Origin of the sequence: Microcella daejeonensis, assembly GCF_026625045.1 — a bacterium.
Taxonomy (GTDB): Bacteria; Actinomycetota; Actinomycetes; order Actinomycetales; family Microbacteriaceae; genus Microcella; species Microcella daejeonensis.
Window position 1 is genome coordinate 2225175 of record NZ_CP113089.1, and the last position, 21878, is coordinate 2247052.

The 21878-nt window shown below is 73.2% G+C and carries 19 protein-coding genes; 10 read left to right on the forward strand and 9 right to left on the reverse strand.

The window, feature by feature from the left end; translation table 11 throughout:
- The first annotated feature begins 79 nt into the window (after window positions 1–79).
- Entirely contained in the window at window positions 80–526 is a 447-nt protein-coding gene (locus tag OVN18_RS10780) for a GNAT family N-acetyltransferase (RefSeq protein WP_267783013.1), read from the forward strand.
- Between the two features lie 49 nt (window positions 527–575).
- On the opposite strand, the gene OVN18_RS10785 is transcribed toward OVN18_RS10780, so the two are convergent.
- Genes OVN18_RS10785 through OVN18_RS10795 form a run of 3 tightly spaced genes read right to left on the reverse strand, consistent with a single transcriptional unit; the run spans window position 576 to window position 1199 of the window.
- A complete protein-coding gene (locus tag OVN18_RS10785; protein ID WP_267780784.1) occupies window positions 576–713 on the reverse strand; it encodes a hypothetical protein in 138 nt (45 codons plus the stop codon).
- 4 nt (window positions 714–717) lie between these two features.
- Window positions 718–975: a hypothetical protein gene (locus OVN18_RS10790; RefSeq protein ID WP_267737029.1), complete on the reverse strand. Its 258-nt coding sequence runs from the start codon at window positions 973–975 to the stop codon at window positions 718–720.
- A complete protein-coding gene (locus OVN18_RS10795) occupies window positions 972–1199 on the reverse strand; it encodes a hypothetical protein (protein ID WP_267780785.1) in 228 nt (75 codons plus the stop codon). Before OVN18_RS10795 ends, OVN18_RS10790 begins: the two co-directional genes overlap by 4 nt.
- A 129-nt stretch (window positions 1200–1328) precedes the next feature.
- Here OVN18_RS10795 and OVN18_RS10800 point away from each other — a divergent pair, with 129 nt between their 5' ends.
- Together OVN18_RS10800 and OVN18_RS10805 are read left to right on the forward strand one after the other, a co-directional pair.
- Window positions 1329–2177, forward strand: coding sequence for a CPBP family glutamic-type intramembrane protease (locus OVN18_RS10800; RefSeq protein WP_267780787.1), 849 nt, complete (start codon window positions 1329–1331; stop codon window positions 2175–2177).
- Between the two features lie 89 nt (window positions 2178–2266).
- Complete coding sequence (locus OVN18_RS10805; protein ID WP_267780789.1) at window positions 2267–3217, forward strand: alpha/beta hydrolase; 951 nt, start codon at window positions 2267–2269, stop codon at window positions 3215–3217.
- 96 nt (window positions 3218–3313) lie between these two features.
- On the opposite strand, the gene OVN18_RS10810 is transcribed toward OVN18_RS10805, so the two are convergent.
- Together OVN18_RS10810 and OVN18_RS10815 are read right to left on the reverse strand one after the other, a co-directional pair.
- Window positions 3314–4087 (reverse strand): glycosyltransferase family 2 protein, encoded by a 774-nt coding sequence (locus OVN18_RS10810; RefSeq protein WP_267780790.1) that lies wholly within the window; start codon window positions 4085–4087, stop codon window positions 3314–3316.
- A 439-nt stretch (window positions 4088–4526) separates the two neighbouring features.
- On the reverse strand, window positions 4527–4778 hold the full coding sequence (locus tag OVN18_RS10815) for a hypothetical protein (RefSeq protein WP_267737034.1): 252 nt from the start codon (window positions 4776–4778) through the stop codon (window positions 4527–4529).
- 193 nt (window positions 4779–4971) lie between these two features.
- On the opposite strand from OVN18_RS10815, the gene OVN18_RS10820 reads away from it, so the two are divergent.
- On the forward strand, window positions 4972–7530 hold the full coding sequence (locus tag OVN18_RS10820; RefSeq protein WP_267780791.1) for a DEAD/DEAH box helicase: 2559 nt from the start codon (window positions 4972–4974) through the stop codon (window positions 7528–7530).
- A gap of 45 nt (window positions 7531–7575) precedes the next feature.
- Here OVN18_RS10820 and OVN18_RS10825 read toward each other — a convergent pair whose 3' ends face one another.
- The 3 genes from OVN18_RS10825 to OVN18_RS10835 form a co-directional block, all read right to left on the reverse strand.
- The gene (locus OVN18_RS10825; protein ID WP_267737036.1) at window positions 7576–7887 is read right to left on the reverse strand and encodes a tryptophan synthase subunit alpha; all 312 of its coding nucleotides are present in this window, start codon (window positions 7885–7887) and stop codon (window positions 7576–7578) included.
- 53 nt (window positions 7888–7940) lie between these two features.
- Entirely contained in the window at window positions 7941–8873 is a 933-nt protein-coding gene (locus OVN18_RS10830; protein ID WP_267780792.1) for a DUF2510 domain-containing protein, read from the reverse strand.
- 109 nt (window positions 8874–8982) lie between these two features.
- A complete protein-coding gene (locus tag OVN18_RS10835; protein WP_267780793.1) occupies window positions 8983–10647 on the reverse strand; it encodes a DUF2510 domain-containing protein in 1665 nt (554 codons plus the stop codon).
- 203 nt (window positions 10648–10850) lie between these two features.
- Here OVN18_RS10835 and OVN18_RS10840 point away from each other — a divergent pair, with 203 nt between their 5' ends.
- From OVN18_RS10840 to holA, 5 genes are all read left to right on the forward strand, one after another.
- Complete coding sequence (locus tag OVN18_RS10840) at window positions 10851–12275, forward strand: anthranilate synthase component I family protein (protein ID WP_267780794.1); 1425 nt, start codon at window positions 10851–10853, stop codon at window positions 12273–12275.
- 87 nt (window positions 12276–12362) lie between these two features.
- Window positions 12363–14948 carry a leucine--tRNA ligase gene (leuS, locus tag OVN18_RS10845; RefSeq protein ID WP_267780796.1) on the forward strand — a complete coding sequence of 862 codons (2586 nt, stop codon included), beginning with the start codon at window positions 12363–12365 and terminating at the stop codon, window positions 14946–14948.
- Between the two features lie 98 nt (window positions 14949–15046).
- Complete coding sequence (locus tag OVN18_RS10850; RefSeq protein WP_267780797.1) at window positions 15047–15736, forward strand: ComEA family DNA-binding protein; 690 nt, start codon at window positions 15047–15049, stop codon at window positions 15734–15736.
- Window positions 15733–18129, forward strand: a complete 2397-nt coding sequence (locus OVN18_RS10855) for a ComEC/Rec2 family competence protein (RefSeq protein WP_267780799.1) — start codon at window positions 15733–15735, stop codon at window positions 18127–18129. Before OVN18_RS10850 ends, OVN18_RS10855 begins: the two co-directional genes overlap by 4 nt.
- 134 nt (window positions 18130–18263) lie before the next feature.
- Window positions 18264–19304 (forward strand): DNA polymerase III subunit delta, encoded by a 1041-nt coding sequence (gene holA, locus OVN18_RS10860; protein WP_267737043.1) that lies wholly within the window; start codon window positions 18264–18266, stop codon window positions 19302–19304.
- A gap of 195 nt (window positions 19305–19499) precedes the next feature.
- On the opposite strand, the gene rpsT is transcribed toward holA, so the two are convergent.
- The gene (gene rpsT, locus OVN18_RS10865) at window positions 19500–19760 is read right to left on the reverse strand and encodes a 30S ribosomal protein S20 (protein ID WP_267737044.1); all 261 of its coding nucleotides are present in this window, start codon (window positions 19758–19760) and stop codon (window positions 19500–19502) included.
- Between the two features lie 260 nt (window positions 19761–20020).
- On the opposite strand from rpsT, the gene lepA reads away from it, so the two are divergent.
- Complete coding sequence (gene lepA, locus OVN18_RS10870) at window positions 20021–21877, forward strand: translation elongation factor 4 (protein ID WP_267780801.1); 1857 nt, start codon at window positions 20021–20023, stop codon at window positions 21875–21877.
- Window position 21878 lies beyond the last annotated feature (1 nt).

Sequence of the window (21878 nt, forward strand, 5' to 3'; positions counted from 1 at the left end):
CACGGGAGCCGGCGGAGCCGTTCTACACTCTCCCCGAACCGCGGCGGGTCCGCGCAGGAGTCGGAAGGGCGTGGACGAGATGGCCGATACGGAGACCGCGGAGGCGGCGGAGGGGAGCGCGCGCCTGCTCGATCGGGTCGCGACGGTCGAGGAGTTCCACGCCCTCGCGGCGGCGGTCGGCTGGCTCGATCACTTCCACTGGCCCACGATCGACGAGGCGCTCGACGCCTCGATCCTCGGCGCGGTCGCGCTGGACGCCGACGGCGGCGCGATCGGCATGGCGCGGATGCTCGGCGACGGCCGCCAGTACCTCATGATCCACGACGTCATCGTGCACCCCGAGCACCAGGGCGAGGGGATCGCCGAGGCCCTCGTCGATCGGCTCCTGTCGCGGGCCGCGGAGCACGCGGCGGCACCGGTGTGGGTGGGGCTCTTCGCCAGCCCGGAGGCGGAGCACCTCTACGAGCAGGCGGGTTTCGGCTCCGAGGATATGCGCGGCATGTGGCGCGAGGTCGGGCCGCGCTGAGCGGAGCTCCGCGCCATGGCGGCGGGAGCCCCGCTCGCGGGGCGCGGGCTCAGCCCGGCTCCTCCTGAGCAGGGGGAGCACCGGCATCGGTGCGCTCGTCGGCGGCGTGCGCGCGCTCCTCGGACGACTCCTCGGCGTCGGCGGCCTCGGGGCGGCCGTCGGGCGAGCCGGGCGCAGCATCCATCACGGCGCTAGCGATCGGCGTTGCCGCCGCGGGGATCCACGGCGTCCTCGCCCGGGCTGCGGTCGAGGAGGGGGGTGTCGTCGCTGAGCTCGGTCTCGTGGCCTGCGCCATCGGAGGGCGCCTCGTCGGCGGTCGCCGCGTCGCTCAGACCGGTCGACTCATCGCCGTAGCCTCCCGTCGCGTTCGACCCGCCGAGGGCGTCGGCGGAGACGTGGATCTGCTCCTCGTGCTCGCCGCCCTGGCCGTCGTGGTGCTCGGCGGTCATCGGGTGCCGCCGTCGTGGTCGTGCTCGGGAGCGTTGCCGGGCACGCCGCCGTCGCGCTGCCCCTCGTCGAAGCCGCCGTCCTCCTCCAGCTCCTCCGGGCGGGGCTGCTCGGTGCCGGTGGGGTGCGCGCCGGTCTGCGTGCTCTCGCCGTGCCCCGCTCCGACGTCGCCGTCGGCTCCGGGGTTCTGGCCCATCGTGGTCTCGTCCTGCTCGTGTGCGGTCATGAGGCCAGTGAAGCCGAAAGTCCCGCGCATCGGCAGGGGCTGGACAGCGGGAGCGCACGGGTCTACCGTGTGCGCGCTCGCTCGCGCGGCAGAGCGGCGGGAGCCGGGCATCCAGGGCAGGATGGGGGCATGCCCGCCGCCGATCGAGCCCTCGCCCCGGCCGACGTCCCGCCCCTCACCGCTGCGCGCCTGCTACCGGCGATCGGCGTCGCGCTCTCGGCGGTGCTGCTGTTCGGCCTCTACGACCAGCCCGTGCGCCCGGGTGGCTACCTCCTGCTCGTGGTGAGCCTCGGGGCGGCCTTCGTGCTCGATCGACCGCTGTTCCAGGACCTGCTGCTGATCGCGATCGGCATCACCATCGTGAGCCTCGTGAGCGTCGAGGCCGACATCAGCTACCTCAACATCCTCGTGCTCGGCACGGTGTTCACGCTCGCCGTGCTCGTGCCCTTCCTCATCGATCGTCTGGTCTACCGACGGAGGACCATCCGCTTCCCCTGGCGGAGCGGGCAGAAGTGGGAGCCGTGGGAGCGGTCGTACCTGATCTCGGTGCCGTTCCTCGGCTGGCTGATCCTGCCGTTCTACTTCATCACCAGCGAGGTGTACCTGAACTGGCCCGCCGTGGAGGCGCCGGACGAGATCGCTCGCCTGTTCGTCGGCGTCAACGCGGTCGGCACCTGGGACGAGCTCTTCTTCATCTGCACCTGCTACGCGCTGCTGCTGCGCCATTTCCGACCGCTGGTGGCGAACATCCTGCAGGCGATCATCTTCGTGAGCTTCCTGTGGGAGCTCGGCTACCAGGCGTGGGGGCCCGCGCTCACCATCCCGTTCGCCCTGCTGCAGGGGTTCATCTTCACCCGCACCAGGAGCCTCACCTTCGTGCTGATCGTGCACCTGCTGTTCGATCTCGCGGTGTTCCTCGTGATCGTGCACGCCCACAACCCCGGGCTGCTGCCGATCTTCCTCGTCCCGTCACCCTGACCCGAATCCGGCTCGCCGCCGCGGGCGGACAGGGCGCGCGCATAGCTCGGCCACAGGGCGCATCGGTGCTCGGGATCTACCGTGGGCGAATGCGACCCCCTCTCGCCAGAGTGCCCGTCTGGGTCTGGCGCGCGCTGATGGGGCTGATCGGGCCGGCCGAGCGGCGACGCTTCAACGTCGATCCGATCGCCGGCGTCCACCACGTGAACGACGTCCCGTACGTGCACGGCGGAACGTCGGAGCAGGTGCTCGACGTTCTGGCGCCCCACGGCCCTCGGGAGGGGCTCCCCGTCTACGTCTACTTCCACGGCGGCGGATGGACCTCGGGGGACAAGGCGGCGGTTCGCAAGTACTGCGCGACGCAGGCCTCGCACGGAGTGCTCGTGGTGAACGTCAACTACCGCACGGTGTCCTCCGAGGTGCACATGGCGCAGATCATGCAGGATGCTGCCGCCGCGCTCGCCTGGGCGATCGACCACGCCGGCGAGCACGGCGGCGACCCGGCGCGCATCGTCGTCGGCGGGGACTCCGCCGGCGGGCAGATCGCGGCCCTGCTCGTGGCCGCGCAGACCCGGCCCGAGCTGCGCGAGCGGTACGGCATCGACGCCGCGGCACCGTCGGCGGCGATCCGCGGCGTGGTGCAGCATTGCACCCCCGGCGACTTCTCGACCGTGCTCGAGCGCGGCTCCGTGCTGGGTCGCGGCTTCGTGAGGATGCTCCTGCCGCAGGCCGAGCGGAAGGGGGACCTGAGCGCCCCCGCGCGCTTCCTGTCGCCCATCGAGTGGATCGACGCGGACTATCCGGCGGTCTTCCTCACGACCTCCGAGCGGGACTACTTCCACCGGGCGAGCACGAACTTCGTGGCCCGCGCCCGCGGATGGGGCGTGCCCGTCGACGTGCTCAGTTACGGCCGCGCATCCCGCCGTGCCCGGCACACCTGGCAGCAGGACTACCGGCATCCCGAATCGCAGGAGGTGTACCGACGGCTCGTCGCCTTCGTGCGCCGGGTGACGGCCGTGCCGGCGGCCGTCGGAGCCTGACCGCCGCGGCAGGCTGAGGGTGCCGCGAGGCGGGCAGTGCGTCGGGCGAGCGGGAGAGGCCCCGATGGGCGCGCTCGTGCGCGGTCGGCCCGAGCGCTACCGGGGGATCGCCGGTCGCTGCTCCGCAGCCGACTCCTCGCGGGTGCGCAGAGCGGCCCGCTGGTCAGCACGGCGCCGCCACGACGATCGGCGGCGCTCGTTGACGAGGATGGTCGTGTACGCCAGATGCAGGCGGTGCGCGATGGCGCCCATCGAGGCGAAGGGCCGTGCCGATACCTCCACGACGAGGGCGGGGTCGAAGTCGACGCGCATGTCGGCGGTCAGCTGGTAGCTGAGGTCGAGGTCGTCGTGCACGTCGGCCTGATCGCGGTGCACGCTGCCCCGCACGATCGCCCACGCGCGGCGGCGGATCGCGTAGTTCGAGCCGAACAGCGGCGGTCGGCCGAGCGCCCATCCGACGAGGTGGAAGTACCCGCCCAGATACACGCGTCGACCGATCCAGTTGCCGATGCTCGAGCCTCCGTAGAAGCGGCCGGGGCCCGTGATCGCGGTGAGCTCGGGGTCCTCCAGCGCGGCCTCGATGCGCTCGATCCAATCCATCGGCGGCACCGAATCGGCGTCGAGGCGGGCCAGGATGTCGCCGCTCGCCTCGTCGAAACCCGTGGCCGTCGCGGCGGGGATCCCCGCGGCGGTGGAGCGCACGACGAGGGCTCCGGCTCGGCGCGCGACCTCGGCGCTGCCGTCGACGCTGCCGTTGTCGACGACGATGATCTCGTCAGCGGGCCTCGACTGCGTCGCCAGCGCCGCGAGGCACACGCGGAGCATCGGCGCATCGTCGAGCACGGGGATGACGACGGAGATGAGGGTCATCGCCCGCTCCTGCCCTCGCCCGCGGGACGCGGGCGCACCGCGATCATGCGTCGGATCCCGCCGGGTGACGACGCCGGGAGCGCGGACCGGCGGCGTGGGGCTCGGTGTACCCCCGCGCCGACCAGGCGGCGAGCGCTCGATCGATCAGCCGTGCGGGCGCGCCGGGGGGCAGCGCCGGCGCGGAGCCGGTGCGGGGCACGACGATCGGAGCAGCCTGGATCGGGGAGCGGGGGGAGGGGGTCATCGATGTCTCCTGGTCGTCGGGCGGCGTCGTCGGGCAGCGACCGCCGGGTACGGGGGTCGACGGCTGGTGAACAGTGAAGCGGGGGCCCGCGCGGTCGGACAGGGTCATTGGTCCTGGAGCGACCTACCGGGCGGGCGCGGCGGAGCCGGTGCTGCCGAGGATGCGCACCCCCGGCCCGCGCGGCGCCGACGGGTCTCAGGCGTCGCGATCCTCGCCGGTTCCGGCGATGCTGCGACGGGCGTCGCCGTATCCGGGGCTCGCCTGCTCGGCGCTCGGGTCGGGCTCCGCAGCGGCGTCCGCCGCGGGCTCCGCATCGGTCTCGGCGACACCGCTCACGCCCTCGCCGATGTCGAAGCGCCCTTCGGCGGGCGTCCTCTCCGGCTCGGTGACCGCGTCGGGGTCGTGCATCGTCTCGTTCTCGTGCGGGGCTCGCTGGTCGTCGGTCATGGGGTCCTCCCGGCTCGTCGCGCCGTCCCGACCGGGCGACGCGCAGTCAGTCCACCGCACCGGGCTCCTCGCGACGAGGGGGTGGACGGCGGGCTCGCGAGGCGCTAGGGCGCGGCGGGCGGCGCGCACGGCACCGTCGACGACGCCGCGAGCAGGGCCTCCTCCCGGGGCCGGGTAGGGCAGACTCGAGACGATGATTCAGCTGATGGAGCGCATGCCCGAACCCTACGAGGCGGGCGCGGCCTTCGACGCGATCGCCGCGTGGGCGGCCGAGGGCGGACGACCCCTCTACCCGGCGCAGGAGGAGGCCGTCTTCGAGCTCGTCGCCGGCGCGCACGTCGTGCTCGCCACCCCGACGGGCTCGGGCAAGAGCCTCGTGGCGGTCGCCGCGCACGCCGTCGCCCTCGCCGAGGGTCGCCGCAGCTACTACACCGCGCCGATCAAGGCGCTCGTGAGCGAGAAGTTCTTCCAGCTCGTCGAGGTGTTCGGCGCCGAGAACGTCGGCATGGTGACGGGCGACTCGGCGGTCAACGGGGATGCGCCGATCATCTGCTGCACCGCCGAGATCCTCGCGAACCTCGCTCTGCGGCACGGCGACGGCCTCGACGTCGGGCTCGTCGTGATGGACGAGTTCCACTACTACGCGGATCCCGATCGCGGGTGGGCCTGGCAGGTGCCGCTGCTCACGATGCCGAGCACGCAGTTCCTGCTGATGAGCGCGACGCTGGGCGACGTCTCGGCGATCGCGGAGGATCTGCACCGCCGCTCCGGCCGCCCGGTGAGCGAGGTCACGCACACCGAGCGGCCCATCCCCTTGACCCACGAGTACGTGCGCACGCCCGTGCACGAGACCGTGCAGCGGCTGCTCGACGAGCGGCAGGCGCCGGTCTACGTCGTGCACTTCAGCCAGGCGGCGGCGATGGAGCGCGCGCAGGCGCTGTCGAGCATCCGCATCGTCAGCCGCGAGCAGCGCGATGAGATCGCCGCCGCGATCGGCGACTTCCGCTTCACCACGGGCTTCGGCACGACCCTCAGCCGCCTCGTGCGCGCGGGCATCGGGGTGCACCACGCCGGCATGCTGCCCAAGTACCGCCGCCTCGTCGAGGTGCTCGCCCAGCAGGGGCTGCTGCGCGTCATCTGCGGCACCGACACGCTCGGCGTCGGCATCAACGTGCCCATCCGCACCGTGCTCATCACGGCGCTGTCGAAGTACGACGGCGTGCGCACGCGGCAGCTCACCGCGCGCGAGTTCCATCAGGTCGCCGGGCGCGCGGGCCGGGCCGGCTACGACACCTCGGGGCTCGTCGTCGTGCAGGCGCCCGAGCACGAGATCGAGAACGCCCTCGCCACGACGAAGGCGGGCGACGACCCCAAGAAGAAGAAGAAGATCGTGCGCAAGGCGGCGCCCGCCGGCTTCGTCACGTGGAGCGAGACGAGCTTCGAGCGCCTCGTCGGCGGCGTGCCCGAGCCGCTCGAGAGCCGCATGCGGGTCTCGGCGGCGATGCTCATCAACATCATCGCCCGTGGGGGCGACGTCTTCGAGCACGCGCGCTCGCTGCTCACCGACAATCACGAGCCCGCCGCCCGGCGCCGCGACCTCGTGCGCCGCGCGCTGTCGATCGCCAAGACCCTCGTCGCGGCCGGGGTGCTCGTCATCGACCGCGACGTGCCGGCCGGGCATCCGCCCCGCATCGCCCTCACCGTCGATCTGCAGCCGAACTTCGCCCTCAACCAGCCGCTCTCGCCCTTCGCGCTCGCGATGATCGAGTTGCTCGATCCCGACGACGTCGAGGGCGCGTCGCGCGACGAGACGGGCTCCCATCGGGGCGGCATCGGCACCGGCCATTACGCCCTCGACGTGGTCAGCATCATCGAGGCGACCCTCGACGATCCGCGGCCGGTGCTCAACCAGCAGGAGCACCGCGCGCGCGGGGAGGCGATCGGGGCGATGAAGGCCGAGGGCCTCGACTACGACCAGCGCATGGACGCGCTCGACGAGATCACCTACCCCCGCCCGCTCGCGGAGCTGCTCGAGGAGTCGTTCGAGACGTTCGCCTCCTCGCAGCCGTGGATCCGCGACGCGAGCCTGCGCCCCAAGTCGGTCGTGCGCGACGTCTACGAGCGGGCGATGACCTTCACCGAGTACGTCTCGCATTACGGCATCGCGCGCTCGGAGGGCCTGCTGCTGCGCTACCTCAGCGACGCGGACAGGGCCATCCGCCAGACCGTGCCCGACGAGGCGAAGACCGAGGAGCTGCGCGACCTCATCGCCTGGCTCTCGGAGCTCGTGCGCCAGGTCGACTCGAGCCTGCAGGACGAGTGGGAGCAGCTCTCGAACCCCACGACCGACCCCTCCGTGCCCGTCGTGCCCCCGCCCCCGCCGGACGTCACGACGAACCGTCGCGCCTTCGGCGTGCTCGTGCGCAACGAGTTGTTCCGCCGCGTGCAGCTCGCCGCCCTGCAGCGCGACGACGACCTCGTGGCCCTCGATCCCGATGCGGGCTGGCCCGAGGCCCTCGACGCCTACTACGACGAGCACGACGTCATCGGCACCGGCGGGGCGGCGCGCGCGGCGAGCATGGTGCAGATCGACGAGAACCCGGTGGATGCTCCCGGCACGTGGGCGGTGCGGCAGGTCGTCGAGGACCCGGCCGGCGATCGCGACTGGGGCATCGAGGCCGTCGTCGACCTGGCGGAGAGCGCCGAGCAGGGGGTCGCGGTCGTGCGGGTGCTCGGGCTGCGCAGGCTCTAGGCGCGCGGCGCGCGGCGCCCGGTGCGCGGCTCCTGGCGTCCGGCGTCAGCCGGCGTCGGCCTCGAGACGGCCGAGCATGCGCCAGACCGTCGGGGTGAGGGCGGGATGGTCGAGCGCGATCTGGCGCAGCACGCGGTAGTCGCGGGCGGGCGTCGGCATGCGCTCACCGTCCTCGCGGATGCGCTCGGCGCGGAGCATCCACACCACCAGCTCGTCGACGGTCGGCAGCTCCTCCATGAAGTCCCACGGGTCCTGCCCATCGCGCAGGCGCTCGTGCACGACGGTCTGCAGCTCGTCGTGCGCCTCGGCGCGCAGCAGCTCGAGGCTCGCGCCGGGTCGACGGGGGAGGAGGTTCACCCTCCGAGCCTACGAGAGGCTCGGAGGGTGATGTCTGAACCCGGGGGGCGGGCTCAGACGATGAGGGCGACCACCGCGGCGACGGCGGTGGGCGCGAGCAGGATGCCCAGGGCGACGACGGCGGCGAGAACGACGACGCCGGCGAGGACGGGCGCCCAGGCGGATCGGCGGCGCGGGAGCATCGCCGCGCGCACGATCAGGTAGAGCAGGGGCAGGAGGACGGCGAGACCCCACGGGGCCACGCGCAGGTGACCGTCCTCACCGAGCAGTCGGCCGTCCACGGCGGCGAGGCCCGCCGCGCAGACGGCGGGCAGCGCGAGGGCGAGACCGATCGTCCACACCGGAGCGTCGACCGGGAAGCGCGTCGCCAGGGCCACCAGCAGCAGGAGGTGCACCGCGGGCATCGTGGTCATGATCCAGACGGCGGGGGTGTGCGTGCGGGTGGCGGGCACGAGGACGGGCGGACGGCCGGTGTCGATCGAAGACCGGTGGTCGCGCGCGGAATCCGTCGAGGCGGACCCTCCCGCGCTCGAGCTCGCCGACCGGGACCGCGCCGCGGTGCGCGTATGCGTGCTGTCGGCGGTCGCGGTCGACCCGGTGGCGGTGCTCGGTACGGAGACCGCGGCGGGGGAGAAGACCGTCGCGGAGGCGACGGAGGGCAGCGCATCCCACGGGCTCGTCGCCGGCGACCCCGCGTGCAGGGACATGGCCAGCGCCGCGAGCGCCGAGTCGTGCGCGGTCGGCGCGAGAGGGGCGGCGAGGGCGGTGCTCCCGCTCGCGGCCGGATCGCGCTGCGCGTCGTCGTCGAGCCCCGCCGCATCGGCGCTGGTCGTCGACGAGGCGCTCGAGGCGGAGCCGAAGGAGAGCGGGGCGGTGTACTCCGTCCAGGCCTCGCCGTTCCACCACCGTCGCGTCGTCCCGGCGTCCCCGAGCGGATCCGGGTACCAGCCTGCGGGCACCCGCGTGGTCGTCGTCGTGCTGCTCATCCGATCCCCCGATCGATCCGACCCCCCGGTCGGTCCCACCGCGCGACACCCGTTGCCGCCCGGTGCGCCGCCCCCGCGAGATGGCGGGTGCGACGTGCTGCCTATTCGGTTATCCGCCGAGCGTGTAGACGCCCCAGTCGTCGACCTGCCAGGCGATCCATCCGTTGCTGCGCTGCAGGCTCGACGTCACGACGACCGATGTCCCGTCGCTCGACACCGCCGGGCAGCGGAACTGCTGGCCGATGAACAGCGGCGGCGTGTCGGGGCAGGTCACATCGAGGCTCGAGCCGATGCTGCGGGCGCTGAGCTCGATGCTGTTCGAGGCCTCGGCGGCGAACAGCTGCGGCACGGCGCCGATGATGAGACCGGGCACGGCGATCACTGCGCCGGCCTGCAGGCCACCGAGGAGGAGGAAGACCGCGACGGGGCCGAACCCGGCGCCGGAGAAGCGGCTGAGCCGGACCGCGCGCGCGGTCAGGTACACGGGCGGCCCGAGGAGCGCCCACAGCCAGCTGGCCGGACGATCGACGCCGCGTCGACGCAGCCCTCGGGCGTCGAGGATCGCGAGCACGATGACGACGGGGTAGGGCGCGAGCCACAGCGCGCCGATGATCGGCAGGCTCTGCCCTCCCGTGAAGGCGGCGACGACGAGCAGGCTCAGCAGGAGCTGGAGCATGGGGAGCAGGGCGATCGCCCAGGCCGAGACGGTGTGCAGGGCCGGTGCCGTGGGCGCCGTGCCCGCGCTCATCGAGGCGCCGCCGCCGCGACGTCGCGTCGCGGCGACCGGGGTCTCGGTGACCGAGGGAGCGTAGGTGGGGGCGCCGGGCGCCGAGCCGAAGCCCGCGGCCGATCCGTACCCCGCTGCCGATCCGTAGCCCGCGGGCGACCCGAACTGCTGACCGTAGCCCGGCTGCTGGCCGAATCCCTGCTGCCCGTATCCGGGCTGCGGGGCGTACCCCTGCCCGGCGGACTGGGGCGCGTAGCCGGCGTTCTGCCCGTAGGCAGGGCCGCCGGCCGCGGAGCCGAAGGGTGCGGAGGCGCTCGCGGGGCCCGTGTACTGGGGTGCGGAACCCGCCGCCTCGGTCGTCCATCCGCCGTAGTCCGGGTTCGCGCCGAAGGGCGCGCCGCCGACCGGAGCGGAGGGGTAGCCGGCGGAAGGATGCGGAGCGGAGGGCTGCGCCGCCGACGGGTAGCCCGCCGAGTAGGCGGTGGAGGGCGTGGAGGCGGCCGGGACGGGGCCGGGCACGCTGCCGGCGGGCTGCTCGTGATCGCCCGTGACGGGCGCGGCCTGCGCGGGCGGAGCGGATGCCGCCGGAGCGCTCGGGAAGCCCTGAGCCGCCGGCGTCGATGCGGGTGCGGCGGAGGCCGCCGATGCGGCCGGCGCGACGTAGGTCGGGACCGCCGGCGGAGGCGTGCTCGGAATGGTCGCGTTCAGAGGAGGGACGCCATCAGCGGCAGCGGCGGCCGCCTGCATGACGTCGGGCTCGATGAGGAGGGGGACGGGATCGGTGCGCGGCGGCTCGAGCTCCCGCAGCACCTGCACGCTCGGCTGCTCGACGATCGTGCCGCTCGTGCCGCTCGGGTCGGCCTCCTCGCGCTCGGGGAGCTCGTCGTCGGCGAAGGTGGTCGGCGCGGTGGCCTGCGGCACCACGGGCTGACGGGCGTCCGAGACGTGCTCGGTCCACGCGTGGTTGTCCCACCAGCGAAGCTGGGGCAGGCCGAGGGGGTCCGGGTACCACCCGGCGGGAACCCGCCCGTACTCGTCGTCGCTCACGCTATCGATCCCCCGATCAGTGCCGCGCACCTGTGGCGCGGCTGCCGCAAGCTTACGGATCGGGTCGGATCAAGGGGAGTGCCCTCACGCCCCCAGTCCGGGTGGCGAGCATGCGCATTCCGAATGCCGGATGCCCCCTTTTCGCAGGCCTCCCCGCCCCGGCTGCGAGCGCCGCGGGCGGCTCCCGCTCGTACACTCGGACCATGGGACGAGGGGCGCCACGCGCGGGGCTGCTGCGCCATCCGCTCGACGGTCCTCCCTCTCTCGGCGACCTGGCCGCCGCCATGGAGGCGCGCGATCCCGGGGCCGATCTCGTCTGGCTCGACTCGGGCGCCGCCGCCGAGACCGGACGCTCCCTCCTCGCCACCGGCTCCCGCATCGTCCTCGAGCCCGGGCTTCCGGTGCTGCCGCAGCTCCGCGCCGCCCTCGCCTCGATGCCGGCGCTCGCGCCGGGCGACGTCGTGCCCCTGGGCCTCGTCGGCTGGTTCGGCTACGAGCTCGCCGACGAGACGATGGGGATGCCCGTGCCCCGCGCTCCGGCCCACCACCGGGCATCGTGGCTCGCCGTCGACCGCGGGCTGCTCGTCGACCATGAGAACGGCACGGCCGAGCTCGTGGCGCTGGATCGCGAGGGCGCGGGCGCCTGGAGCGCCGAGCTCGATGCGTGGCGGCACGAGATGCTCGAGCTGCTGGCGAGCGCGCGGGCGGCATCCCGAACCGGTGACGGCGCGCGCACCGCCGGCGCGACCGCGACCGCGCCGGCCGACCGCCCCGCCGGCGGCGCCCCGCCCGCCCGCCGTCACGACGACGACCGCTACGCCGCCCTCGTCGAGCGCTGCCAGGAGGCCATCCGCGAGGGGGAGGCCTACCAGCTGTGCCTCACCACCTCGGTCGCGGTCGAGCACGAGGCCGACATCGATCCGCTCGCCCTGCACGCCCGTCTGCGCGCCGCGAGCCCCGCGCACCACGGAGCCCTGCTGCGCATCGGCGGCACCGCGCTGGTGAGCGCGAGCCCCGAGACCTTCCTGCGGCTCGAGCGCGACGATGAGGGTCTCGTCGTGAGCACGCGCCCCATCAAGGGCACGCGACCGCGGGGGGCGGATGCCGCAGCCGACGCCGCCCTCGCCGCCGAGCTCGCCGCGAGCGACAAGGAGCGCGCCGAGAACCTCATGATCGTCGACCTCATGCGCAACGACCTCTCGCGGGTGTGCGCGCTCGGCACCGTGACGGTCACCGGGCTGCTCGAGATCGAGACCTACGCGCAGGTGCACCAGCTGGTCTCGACCATCGAGGGCCGCCTGCGCCCCGCGCTGGATGCGCTCGACGCCGTCGCCGCCTGCTTCCCGGCGGGCTCGATGACGGGCGCGCCGAAACGGCGGGCGATGCAGCTGCTCGCGGAGCTGGAGGGCGCTCCGCGCGGTGTCTACTCCGGGTGCGCGGGCTACCTCGCCGCCGACGGTACGGCCGATCTGGCCATGGTGATCCGCAGCGTGCTCGTCGAGGGCCGCACGGCGACGCTCGGGGCGGGCGGCGGCATCACCGCCCTCAGCGTCCCCGTCGAGGAGGTCGCCGAGATGCGCCTCAAGTCGGCCGCGCTGCTCGCCGCCCTGGGGGTCGAGCGCGCCTGAGCGCCGCCGGGCCGCGGGTACGATGAGAGACGGCGCGCTCGCGCCGCATCCCCCGCTTCTTCATGCCTTTTCTGCGAGAGACCTTCCGTGACTGACGAGAACCGCCCGCACGACGACCGCGACGAGAACGCCTACGACTTCCGGGCCATCGAGTCCCGCTGGGCGCCCGTATGGGAGGAGATGCAGCCGTTCTCGATCTCCGAGGACGACGCCGACCGGCCGCGCAAGTACATCCTCGACATGTTCCCGTACCCCTCGGGCGATCTGCACATGGGTCACGCGGAGCAGTACGCGCTCGGCGACATCGTCGCCCGCTACTGGCGTCAGCGCGGGTTCAGCGTGCTGCACCCCATCGGCTGGGACAGCTTCGGGCTCCCGGCCGAGAACGCCGCGATCAAGCGGGGCGTCGACCCGAGGGTCTGGACGTACGAGAACATCGCGCAGCAGAAGGCGTCGATGAAGCGCTACGCGGCGAGCTTCGACTGGAGCCGCGTCCTGCACACGAGCGACCCGGAGTACTACCGCTGGAACCAGTGGCTGTTCCTGAAGATGTACGAGAAGGGCCTCGCCTACCGCAAGGACAGCTGGGTCAACTGGGATCCCGTGGACCAGACCGTGCTCGCCAACGAGCAAGTGCTCGCCGACGGCACGAGCGAGCGCTCGGGCGCCGTCGTCGTGAAGAAGAAGCTCACGCAGTGGTACTTCAAGATCACCGACTACGCCGACCGCCTGCTCGACGACCTCAACCAGCTCGAGGGCTCCTGGCCGTCGAAGGTGCTCGCGATGCAGCGCAACTGGATCGGCCGCTCGACGGGTGCCGACGTGGACTTCCTGATCGAGGGCCACCACAGCCCCGTCACGGTCTTCACCACGCGCCCCGACACCCTCTTCGGCGCCACCTTCATGGTCGTCGCGCCCGACAGCGACCTCGCCGCCGAGCTCGTGGCGGGCTCGACGCCCGAGGTGCGCATGCGGTTCCAGGACTACCTGGAGCAGGTGCAGAAGAAGTCGGAGATCGACCGTCAGGACACCTCGCGCGAGAAGACCGGCGTGTTCCTCGACCGCTGGGCGATCAACCCCGTCACGGGTGAGCGGATGCCCGTCTGGGCGGCCGACTACGTGCTCGCCGACTACGGCCACGGCGCCGTCATGGCCGTGCCCGCGCACGATCAGCGCGACCTCGACTTCGCCCGCGCCTTCGACCTGCCGGTCAAGGTCGTCGTCGACACGAACGCGCCCGTGACCGGCGCCATGCCCGTCATCACGCCCGAGATGCTCGAGACGGGCGATATCCCCGAGCTGAACCCCTCGCACACGGGCGAGGCGCTGACGGGCGACGGCCGCCTCATCAACTCGGGGCCCCTCGACGGCCTCTCGAAGCAGAACGCCATCAAGCGCGTGATCGAGCTGTTGGAGGAGCGCGGCACCGGCCGGGCGGCGAAGACCTACCGCCTGCGCGACTGGCTCATCAGCCGGCAGCGCTTTTGGGGCACGCCCATCCCGATCATGTACACCGAGGACGGCACAGAGGTGCCTGTCCCGATGGATGCCCTGCCCGTGCGCCTGCCCGACACCGAGGGCCTCGATCTCAAGCCGAAGGGCACCTCGCCGCTGGGCGGCGCGGCCGACTGGGTCGCCACGACCACCCCCGATGGGCAGCCCGCCCGCCGCGACACCGACACGATGGACACCTTCGTCGACTCGTCGTGGTACTTCCTGCGCTTCCTCGACCCGAACGACGCCACGCGCGCCTTCGACCCGGCCGAGGCCGAGAAGTGGGCGCCCGTCGACCAGTACGTCGGCGGCGTCGAGCACGCCATCCTGCACCTGCTCTACGCGCGCTTCATCACCAAGGTGCTCTTCGACCTCGGCTACGTGAGCTTCACCGAGCCGTTCTCCGCCCTCCTCAACCAGGGCATGGTCGTGCTCAACGGGGCGAAGATGTCGAAGTCGAAGGGCAACATCGTCACCTTCACCGACGGCGTCGACGACTTCGGCGTCGATGCCGTCCGGTTGACGATGGCCTTCGCCGGACCGCCGGAGGATGACATCGACTGGGCCGACGTCTCGCCGACCGGGTCGCAGAAGTTCCTCGCGCGCGCCTGGCGCTTGGCGAATGAGGTCTCGTCGCCCGTCGACGCCGACCCGTCGACCGGTGACCCGGCGCTGCGTCGCGCGACGCACCGGTTCCTCGCCGAGGGTCCGGGCCTCATGGAGTCGTTCAAGTTCAACGTCGTCGTCGCCCGGTCGATGGAGCTCGTGAACGCGATCCGCAAGGCCGTCGACTCCGGTCCCGGTGCTGCGGATCCGGCCGTGCGGGAGGCCGTCGAGGCGGTCACCGTCGCGCTCTCCATCTTCGCGCCGTACACGGCGGAGGACATGTGGCAGCGCCTCGGCCGGGGCGACGCCTCGCGCGGCCGCGACGGGCTCGTGGCCTTCGCCGGCTGGCGTAAGGCTGATCCTCTGCTGCTCGTCGAGGAGGCCGTGACGGCCGTCGTGCAGGTCGACGGCAAGGTGCGCGACCGGCTCGAGGTGAGCCCGAAGATCGGCAACGACGAGCTCGAGCAGCTCGCTCTCGCCTCGGCCGCCGTGCAGCGCGCCATCGGCGACCGCCCGATCGCCCGGGTCATCGCCCGAGCGCCGCGGGTCGTCAACATCGCCACCCAGCGCTAGCCGCTCCCCGGCCCCGGCGTCCTGCACGCAGGGGCCGCGGCGCGCCCGCCTAGGGTCTCCGAACGCGGGGGCGGTTCCCGCGGGATGACGGGGGCGGGATGGCGATGAGTGACGGAGCGCCTCGCACTCCTCGCCGCTCGGCACGGGTGCGGGCCGCGATCGGCGGCGTGCTGCTCCTCGGGCTGCTCGGGCTCGCCACCGCCGTCGTCGGAGCGATCGTGACCCCCGGCGGCACGACGACCGCGGTCGACGCGGGCGGAGCGGCGGCGGAGGGCGGAGCATCCCCCTCCGGCCCGGCCGGCGCGGGGGACGACGGGGCGGGAACCGGCGGAGGAGCCGCCGCCACCGCGGTCATCGTGCACGTGCTCGGTGCGGTGCGCACGCCCGGCATCGTCGAGGTGCGGCCGGGGGACAGGGTCGTCGACGCGATCGCGGCCGCGGGCGGCACGACGGAGGACGCCGACCTCGGCGGCGTGAACCTCGCCCGCGTGCTCGCCGACGGCGAGCAGCTGCGGGTGCCGCGGGCGGGCGAGGTCGTCACCCCGCCGCCCCCGGCGGAGGGGACCGCGACGGCGGGCGGAGCTCCCGCGGATTCGAGCGTCGTGAATCTCAACACGGCCGACGCCGCCGCGCTCGAGACGCTCCCCGGGGTCGGCCCCGCCCTCGCGGCCCGCATCATCGCCTGGCGCGACGAGAACGGGCCCTTCCGCGCCGTCGACGAGCTGCTCGCGGTCTCGGGCATCGGCGATCGCACGCTCGAGGGCTTCCGCGATCAGGTGACGGTGTGAGCGGCGCACCGGTCGTTGCCCGCGACACGGCGGCGCATCCGACGGCGGTGGATGCCCGTCTCGCGCTCCCCGCCGGCGTCGGGTGGCTCGCCGCCGTGCTCCTCGTCGCCCTGCCGCAGGCCGCGCTCGCGACGTCCGTCATCGCCCTCGCGGCCGCCCTCTCGTCCGTCCTCGTCGTCCGACGCGCGGCGAGGCGCCCCCGCGTCCCGGGGCTCGTTCGCGCGCTCCTGCCGTCCGTCGTCGCCGTGGGCGTCGTCGCGGCGGCGATCGCCCTCGCCGCGCCGGCCAGGATCCCGCCCCTGCTCGCCGACCTGGGGGAGGAGGGCGGGTCGGCCGTCGGCGTCGTCGCTCTCGAGGCGACGGTCGCGCCGGGAGCCGAGGGAGGCGCCGACGCCACGCTGCTCGTGCTGGAGGACCGAGGTACGGGCGAGGAGCTCGGGATGCGGGTCCCCGTGCGACTGCTGCAGGTGCCCGCCGAGGAGCGTCTCGCCCTGGGCACCCGGCTGGACGCGCGCTGGCGCGTGCTGCCGACCGAGGCGGGCGACGATCGGGCCGCGCTCCTCGCGCCGATGGGCGCCGTCACGGTCGGCGGTGCTGCGCCCCCTCTGCTCTCCGCGGCGGACGATCTGCGAGCGCGCTTCCTCGACGTCGCCGGCGTCTTCCGCGGGGACGGGGCCGCGCTGCTGCCGGGCCTCGCGATCGGCGACACGAGCGCCGTGAGCGACGAGCTGGACGATGCGATGAAGGCCTCGAGCCTCAGCCACCTCACGGCCGTCTCGGGGGCGAACTGCGCCATCGTCGTCGGGCTCGTGATGGGTGCCGGTGCCCTCGCGGGGTGGCCCCGCCCGGTGCGCATCGGGGTGGCGCTCGCGGCGCTCGGCGGGTTCGTGCTGCTCGTGACGCCCGAGCCGAGCGTGGTGCGGGCGGCCGTCATGGCGGCGGTCGTCCTCGTCGCGCTCGCCGGCGGGCGGCCCGGGCGCGGGCTGCCCGTGCTGGGCGCGGCGGTGCTGGGCATCCTCGTGCTGGATCCGTGGACGAGCCGCGAGTACGGCTTCGTGCTGTCGGTGCTCGCCACCGCGGCGCTCCTGCTCCTCGCCGGGCCGCTCGCCGAGCGGCTCGGCCGGGTGATGCCGGCACCCCTCGCGCTCGCGATCGCCGTGCCGCTGGCCGCGCAGATCGCGTGCCAGCCCGTTCTCGTGCTGCTCGAGCCGAGCATCCCGCTCGCCGGCGTCGCCGCCAACATCCTCGCCGCGCCGGCCGCACCGGTCGCGACGATCGTCGGCATGCTCGCCTGCCTGCTCGCCCCGGTGGCGCCGCCGTTCGCGCTCGGCGCCGCCGGGATCGCCTGGCTGCCGGCATCGTGGATCGGCGGCATCGCCCGCGTCGCCGCGGAGCTGCCGGGAGCGCAGCTGCCGTGGCCGGAGGGCGGAGCGGGGGCCGTGCTGCTCGCCGTCGTGATCGCGGGTCTGCTGGGGGCCGCGGGTGTCCCCCCGGTGCTCGGTCGCCGCGGCCGTCGGAGAGCGCTCGCGGCCACGAGCGGTCTGCTCGCCGTCACCGCGGGACTCACCGTCGGGACGGCGACGCTGCAGGGGTTCGGGCGTCCGTCGGACTGGACGATCGCGCAGTGCGACATCGGGCAGGGCGACGCCGTGCTCGTGCGCTCGGCGGGCGAGATCGCGCTCATCGACACGGGCGCCGAGCCGGAGCTGCTCGACGCCTGCCTGCGCACCCTGGGCATCGACCGCCTCGACCTGCTCGTGCTCACCCACTTCGATCACGATCACGTCGGCGCCGTCGACGTGGTCGTCGGGCGCGTCGACGAGGTGATCGCCGGGCCCCTCGCCGACGAGCGCGATGCCGAGATCCTCGACGCGCTCGCCGCGGGAGGGGCCGTCGTCCGACCGGTGGCGGCGGGCGAGCAGGGGATGCTCGGCGCGCAGAGCTGGCGGGTGCTGTGGCCGCCCGACCATCGGGGGATCGAGCCCGGCAACGACGCCAGTCTCGTGCTGGAGTGGCGCGCGGCGGGGGAGTGCTCGGTCGCCTGCGCCCCGAGCATGCTCGCCCTCGGCGACCTGGGGCAGGAGGCGCAGCGCGGCCTCCTCGCCGCGGTGCGCATCCGGGCCGTCAGCGTCGTCAAGGTGAGCCACCACGGCTCGGCGGATCAGGAACCGGAGCTCTACCGGGCGGCCGCCGCGACCCTCGGACTGATCGGGGTCGGCGAGGGCAACACCTACGGGCATCCGGCGCCGGAGGCCCTCGACGCGGTGACCGCGGCGGGAGGGACCCCGGTGCGCAGCGACGCCCACGGACTCGTGCTCATCGCCCCCGAGCCGGGTCGGCCCGACGTGTGGCGGGTCTGGACCGAGCGCGGGGAGCTCGACCGGGGCGGCTGAGCGAGCGGCACCGCTCGGGTCCGCCGTCGGAGGCGGCGGATAGTCTGGACGCGCACCGACTCGGCGGCCCCGTTCTCGCCGCATCGTCCGCGTGCACCGTCCACCCGCAAATCCCCCCAGCACCGAGGAGCACGATGGCAGCGTCCCCCCGCGGAGGAGCGCGCGGTGCGAAGACCGCCAAGGCCGCCATCCCGCAGCTCGCCTGGCACGAGATCCGCCCGGCACCGGTCATCCTGCTGAGCGGTCCTGAGGACTTCCTCGCCGATCGCGCGAGCCGCCTGCTGCGGGATGCCCTGCGCGACCGCGATCCGAGCCTCGAGGTGCACGACCTCACCGCCGACGGCTACGGTCCCGGCGAGCTGCTCACGCTCGCGAGCCCGAGCCTGTTCGGGGAACCGCGGCTCATCCGCGTCGAGAACGTCGAGAAGACCACCGACGCGTTCCTGCTCGAGATGATCGACTACCTCGAGTCCCCGGCCGATGACGTCGTCGTCGTGCTGCGGCACGGCGGCGGCGTGCGGGGCAAGCGGCTGCTCGACGCCGTGCGCTCGGGGAAGGGCGGCGCCGTCGAGGTCGTCTGCAGCGAGCTCAAGCGAGACAGCGATCGGGCGGAGTTCGCGGCGGCCGAGTTCCGGCATGCTCAGCGCGCGATCGCACCGGCCGCGCTGCGCTCGCTCGTGAGCGCCTTCACCGACGATCTGGCCGAGCTCGCCGGCGCCTGCCAGCAGCTGCTCGCCGACACGACCGGCGACATCACCGTCGAGACGGTGACCCGCTACTACGGCGGCCGCGTCGAGACGAACGCCTTCGCCGTGGCCGACGCCGCGATCGCCGGCGACTACGGTCAGGCCCTCGGCCTGCTTCGCCACGCGCTCGCGACCGGGGCCGATCCGGTGCCGATGGTCGCGGCCTTCGCGATGAAGCTGCGCACGATGGCGAAGGTCGGCGGCAGCCGCGGCTCGGGCGGGCAGCTCGCCGGATCGCTCGGGCTCGCCCCCTGGCAGATCGACCGCGCCCGCCGCGACCTGCAGGGCTGGAACGAGGAGGGGCTCGGCCGCGCCATCCTCGCCGTCGCCGACGCCGACGCGCAGGTCAAGGGCGCCGGCCGCGACCCGGTCTACTCGCTCGAGATGCTCGTGCGCATGGTCGCCGCGCGAGGCCTGCCCGTCGGCTGAACCGCGACCGCCCGCCCCCGCCGCAACGCGAACGCCCCGCCCGCCTTGGGGCGGAGCGGGGCGCCCGGCCCTCCCGCAACGCGACGACGCCCCGCCCGCCGTGAGACGGAACGGGGCGCCCGGCCCTCCCGCAACGCGACGACGCCCCGCTCGCCGTGAGGCGGAGCGGGGCGTCGGTGGTGCGAGGAGGTCGAGCTACAGCGCCGCGACCTGCTTGGCGATGGCCGACTTGCGGTTCGCCGCCTGGTTCTTGTGGATGACGCCCTTGCTGGCGGCCTTGTCGAGCTTCTTGGTCGCGACGACGAGGGCGGCGGCGGCCTTCTCCTTGTCCCCGGCCGAGATGGCCTCCTTGGCGCGGCGCACGGCCGTCTTGAGCTCGCTCTTGACGGCCTTGTTGCGCTCCTGCGCCTTGAGGTTCGTCTTGATGCGCTTGATCTGCGACTTGATGTTCGCCATGACTGTCTTTCTTCGAGGTGGTCGGATGAGTGACGCGGCCGCCGTGGGGGTGCCTGGAGCGGTGATGCTCCGTGGCGAACTGGGGCCGCATTCCGTGTCGGAAGAGAGAGGGCTTCCTGACACGCAAGCCAACAGGCAACGTTACCAGTCGCCGAGCGGCACCGGCAATCGGGGCGGCGGGCGCGTCGTCGCGGGATGCTCGCGCCGGGCATCCCGCCCTCGCACGGACGGGCGCCCGCGTCGTGGGAGAATGGCGCGACATGTCTCCGCGCTCCCTCACGCCCCTCGCCCCCGCCGCGACCGATCCGTCGATGATCCGCAACTTCTGCATCATCGCGCACATCGATCACGGCAAGTCGACCCTCGCCGATCGCATGCTCGGGGTGACGGGCGTCGTGAGCGATCGCGACATGCGCGCCCAGTACCTCGACCGCATGGACATCGAGCGCGAGCGCGGCATCACGATCAAGAGCCAGGCCGTGCGCATGCCGTGGCAGGTCGAGAAGTCGACCTACGCCCTCAACATGATCGACACGCCCGGCCACGTCGACTTCACCTACGAGGTGAGCCGCAGCCTCGCGGCCTGCGAGGGCGCCATCCTGCTCGTGGACGCCGCGCAGGGCATCGAGGCGCAGACGCTCGCGAACCTCTACCTGGCGCTCGAGAACGACCTGACGATCATCCCGGTGCTCAACAAGATCGACCTGCCCGCCGCCGACCCGGACAAGTACGCGAAGGAGCTCGCGAGCCTCATCGGCGGCGACCCCGACGACGTCATGCGGGTCAGCGGCAAGACGGGCCTCGGCGTCGAGGACCTGCTCGACCGGGTCGTCGAGCGCATCCCGGCCCCGGTCGGGGACGCGAGCGCCCCGACGCGCGCGATGATCTTCGACTCCGTCTACGACGCCTACCGCGGCGTCATCACCTACGTGCGCATGATCGACGGCAGCCTCGGCCCGCGCGAGCGCATCCAGATGATGTCGACCAAGGCCACCCACGAGCTCCTCGAGATCGGCGTGAGCTCGCCCGAGCCGACGCCCAGCCAGGGTCTCGGGGTCGGCGAGGTCGGCTACCTCATCACCGGCGTGAAGGACGTGCGCCAGTCGAAGGTCGGCGACACGGTCACGACGGCGCGCAAGCCCAGCACCGATGCGCTGCCCGGCTACACCGACCCGAAGCCCATGGTCTTCTCGGGTCTGTACCCGATCGACGGCAGCGACTACCCCGTCCTGCGCGAGGCGCTCGACAAGCTCAAGCTCTCCGACGCCGCGCTCAACTACGAGCCCGAGACCTCGGTCGCGCTGGGCTTCGGCTTCCGCTGCGGCTTCCTCGGCCTGCTGCACCTCGAGATCGTCACCGAGCGCCTCGAGCGCGAGTTCGGCCTCGACCTCATCTCCACCGCGCCGAGCGTGACCTACGAGGTCACGACCGACGACCGCAAGCAGTTCACGGTCACGAACCCGAGCGAGTTCCCGACGGGCGCGAAGATCGCCAGCGTGAGCGAGCCGATGGTGAAGGCCGCCATCCTCGCCCCGAAGGACTACGTCGGCACGATCATGGAGCTGTGCCAGTCGCGCCGCGGCTCCCTCATCGGCATGGACTACCTCGGTGAGGACCGCGTCGAGATCAAGTACACGATCCCGCTCGGCGAGATCGTCTTCGACTTCTTCGACCAGCTCAAGAGCAAGACCGCCGGCTACGCGAGCCTCGACTACGAGCCGACCGGCGATCAGGAGGCCGACCTCGTCAAGGTCGACATCCTGCTGCAGGGCGAGGCGGTCGATGCGTTCAGCGCCATCGTGCACCGCGAGAAGGCCTACGCCTACGGCGTGCTCATGACCGAGCGCCTCAAGAAGCTCATCCCGCGCCAGCAGTTCGAGGTGCCCATCCAGGCCGCGATCGGCGCCCGCATCATCGCGCGCGAGTCCATCAGCGCGATGCGCAAGGACGTCCTCGCGAAGTGCTACGGCGGTGACATCACCCGCAAGCGCAAGCTCCTCGAGAAGCAGAAGGAGGGCAAGAAGCGCATGAAGATGGTGGGCCGCGTCGAGGTTCCTCAGGAGGCGTTCATCGCCGCGCTCTCCGGCGACACCGAGACGAAGAAGGAGAAGAAGTAGG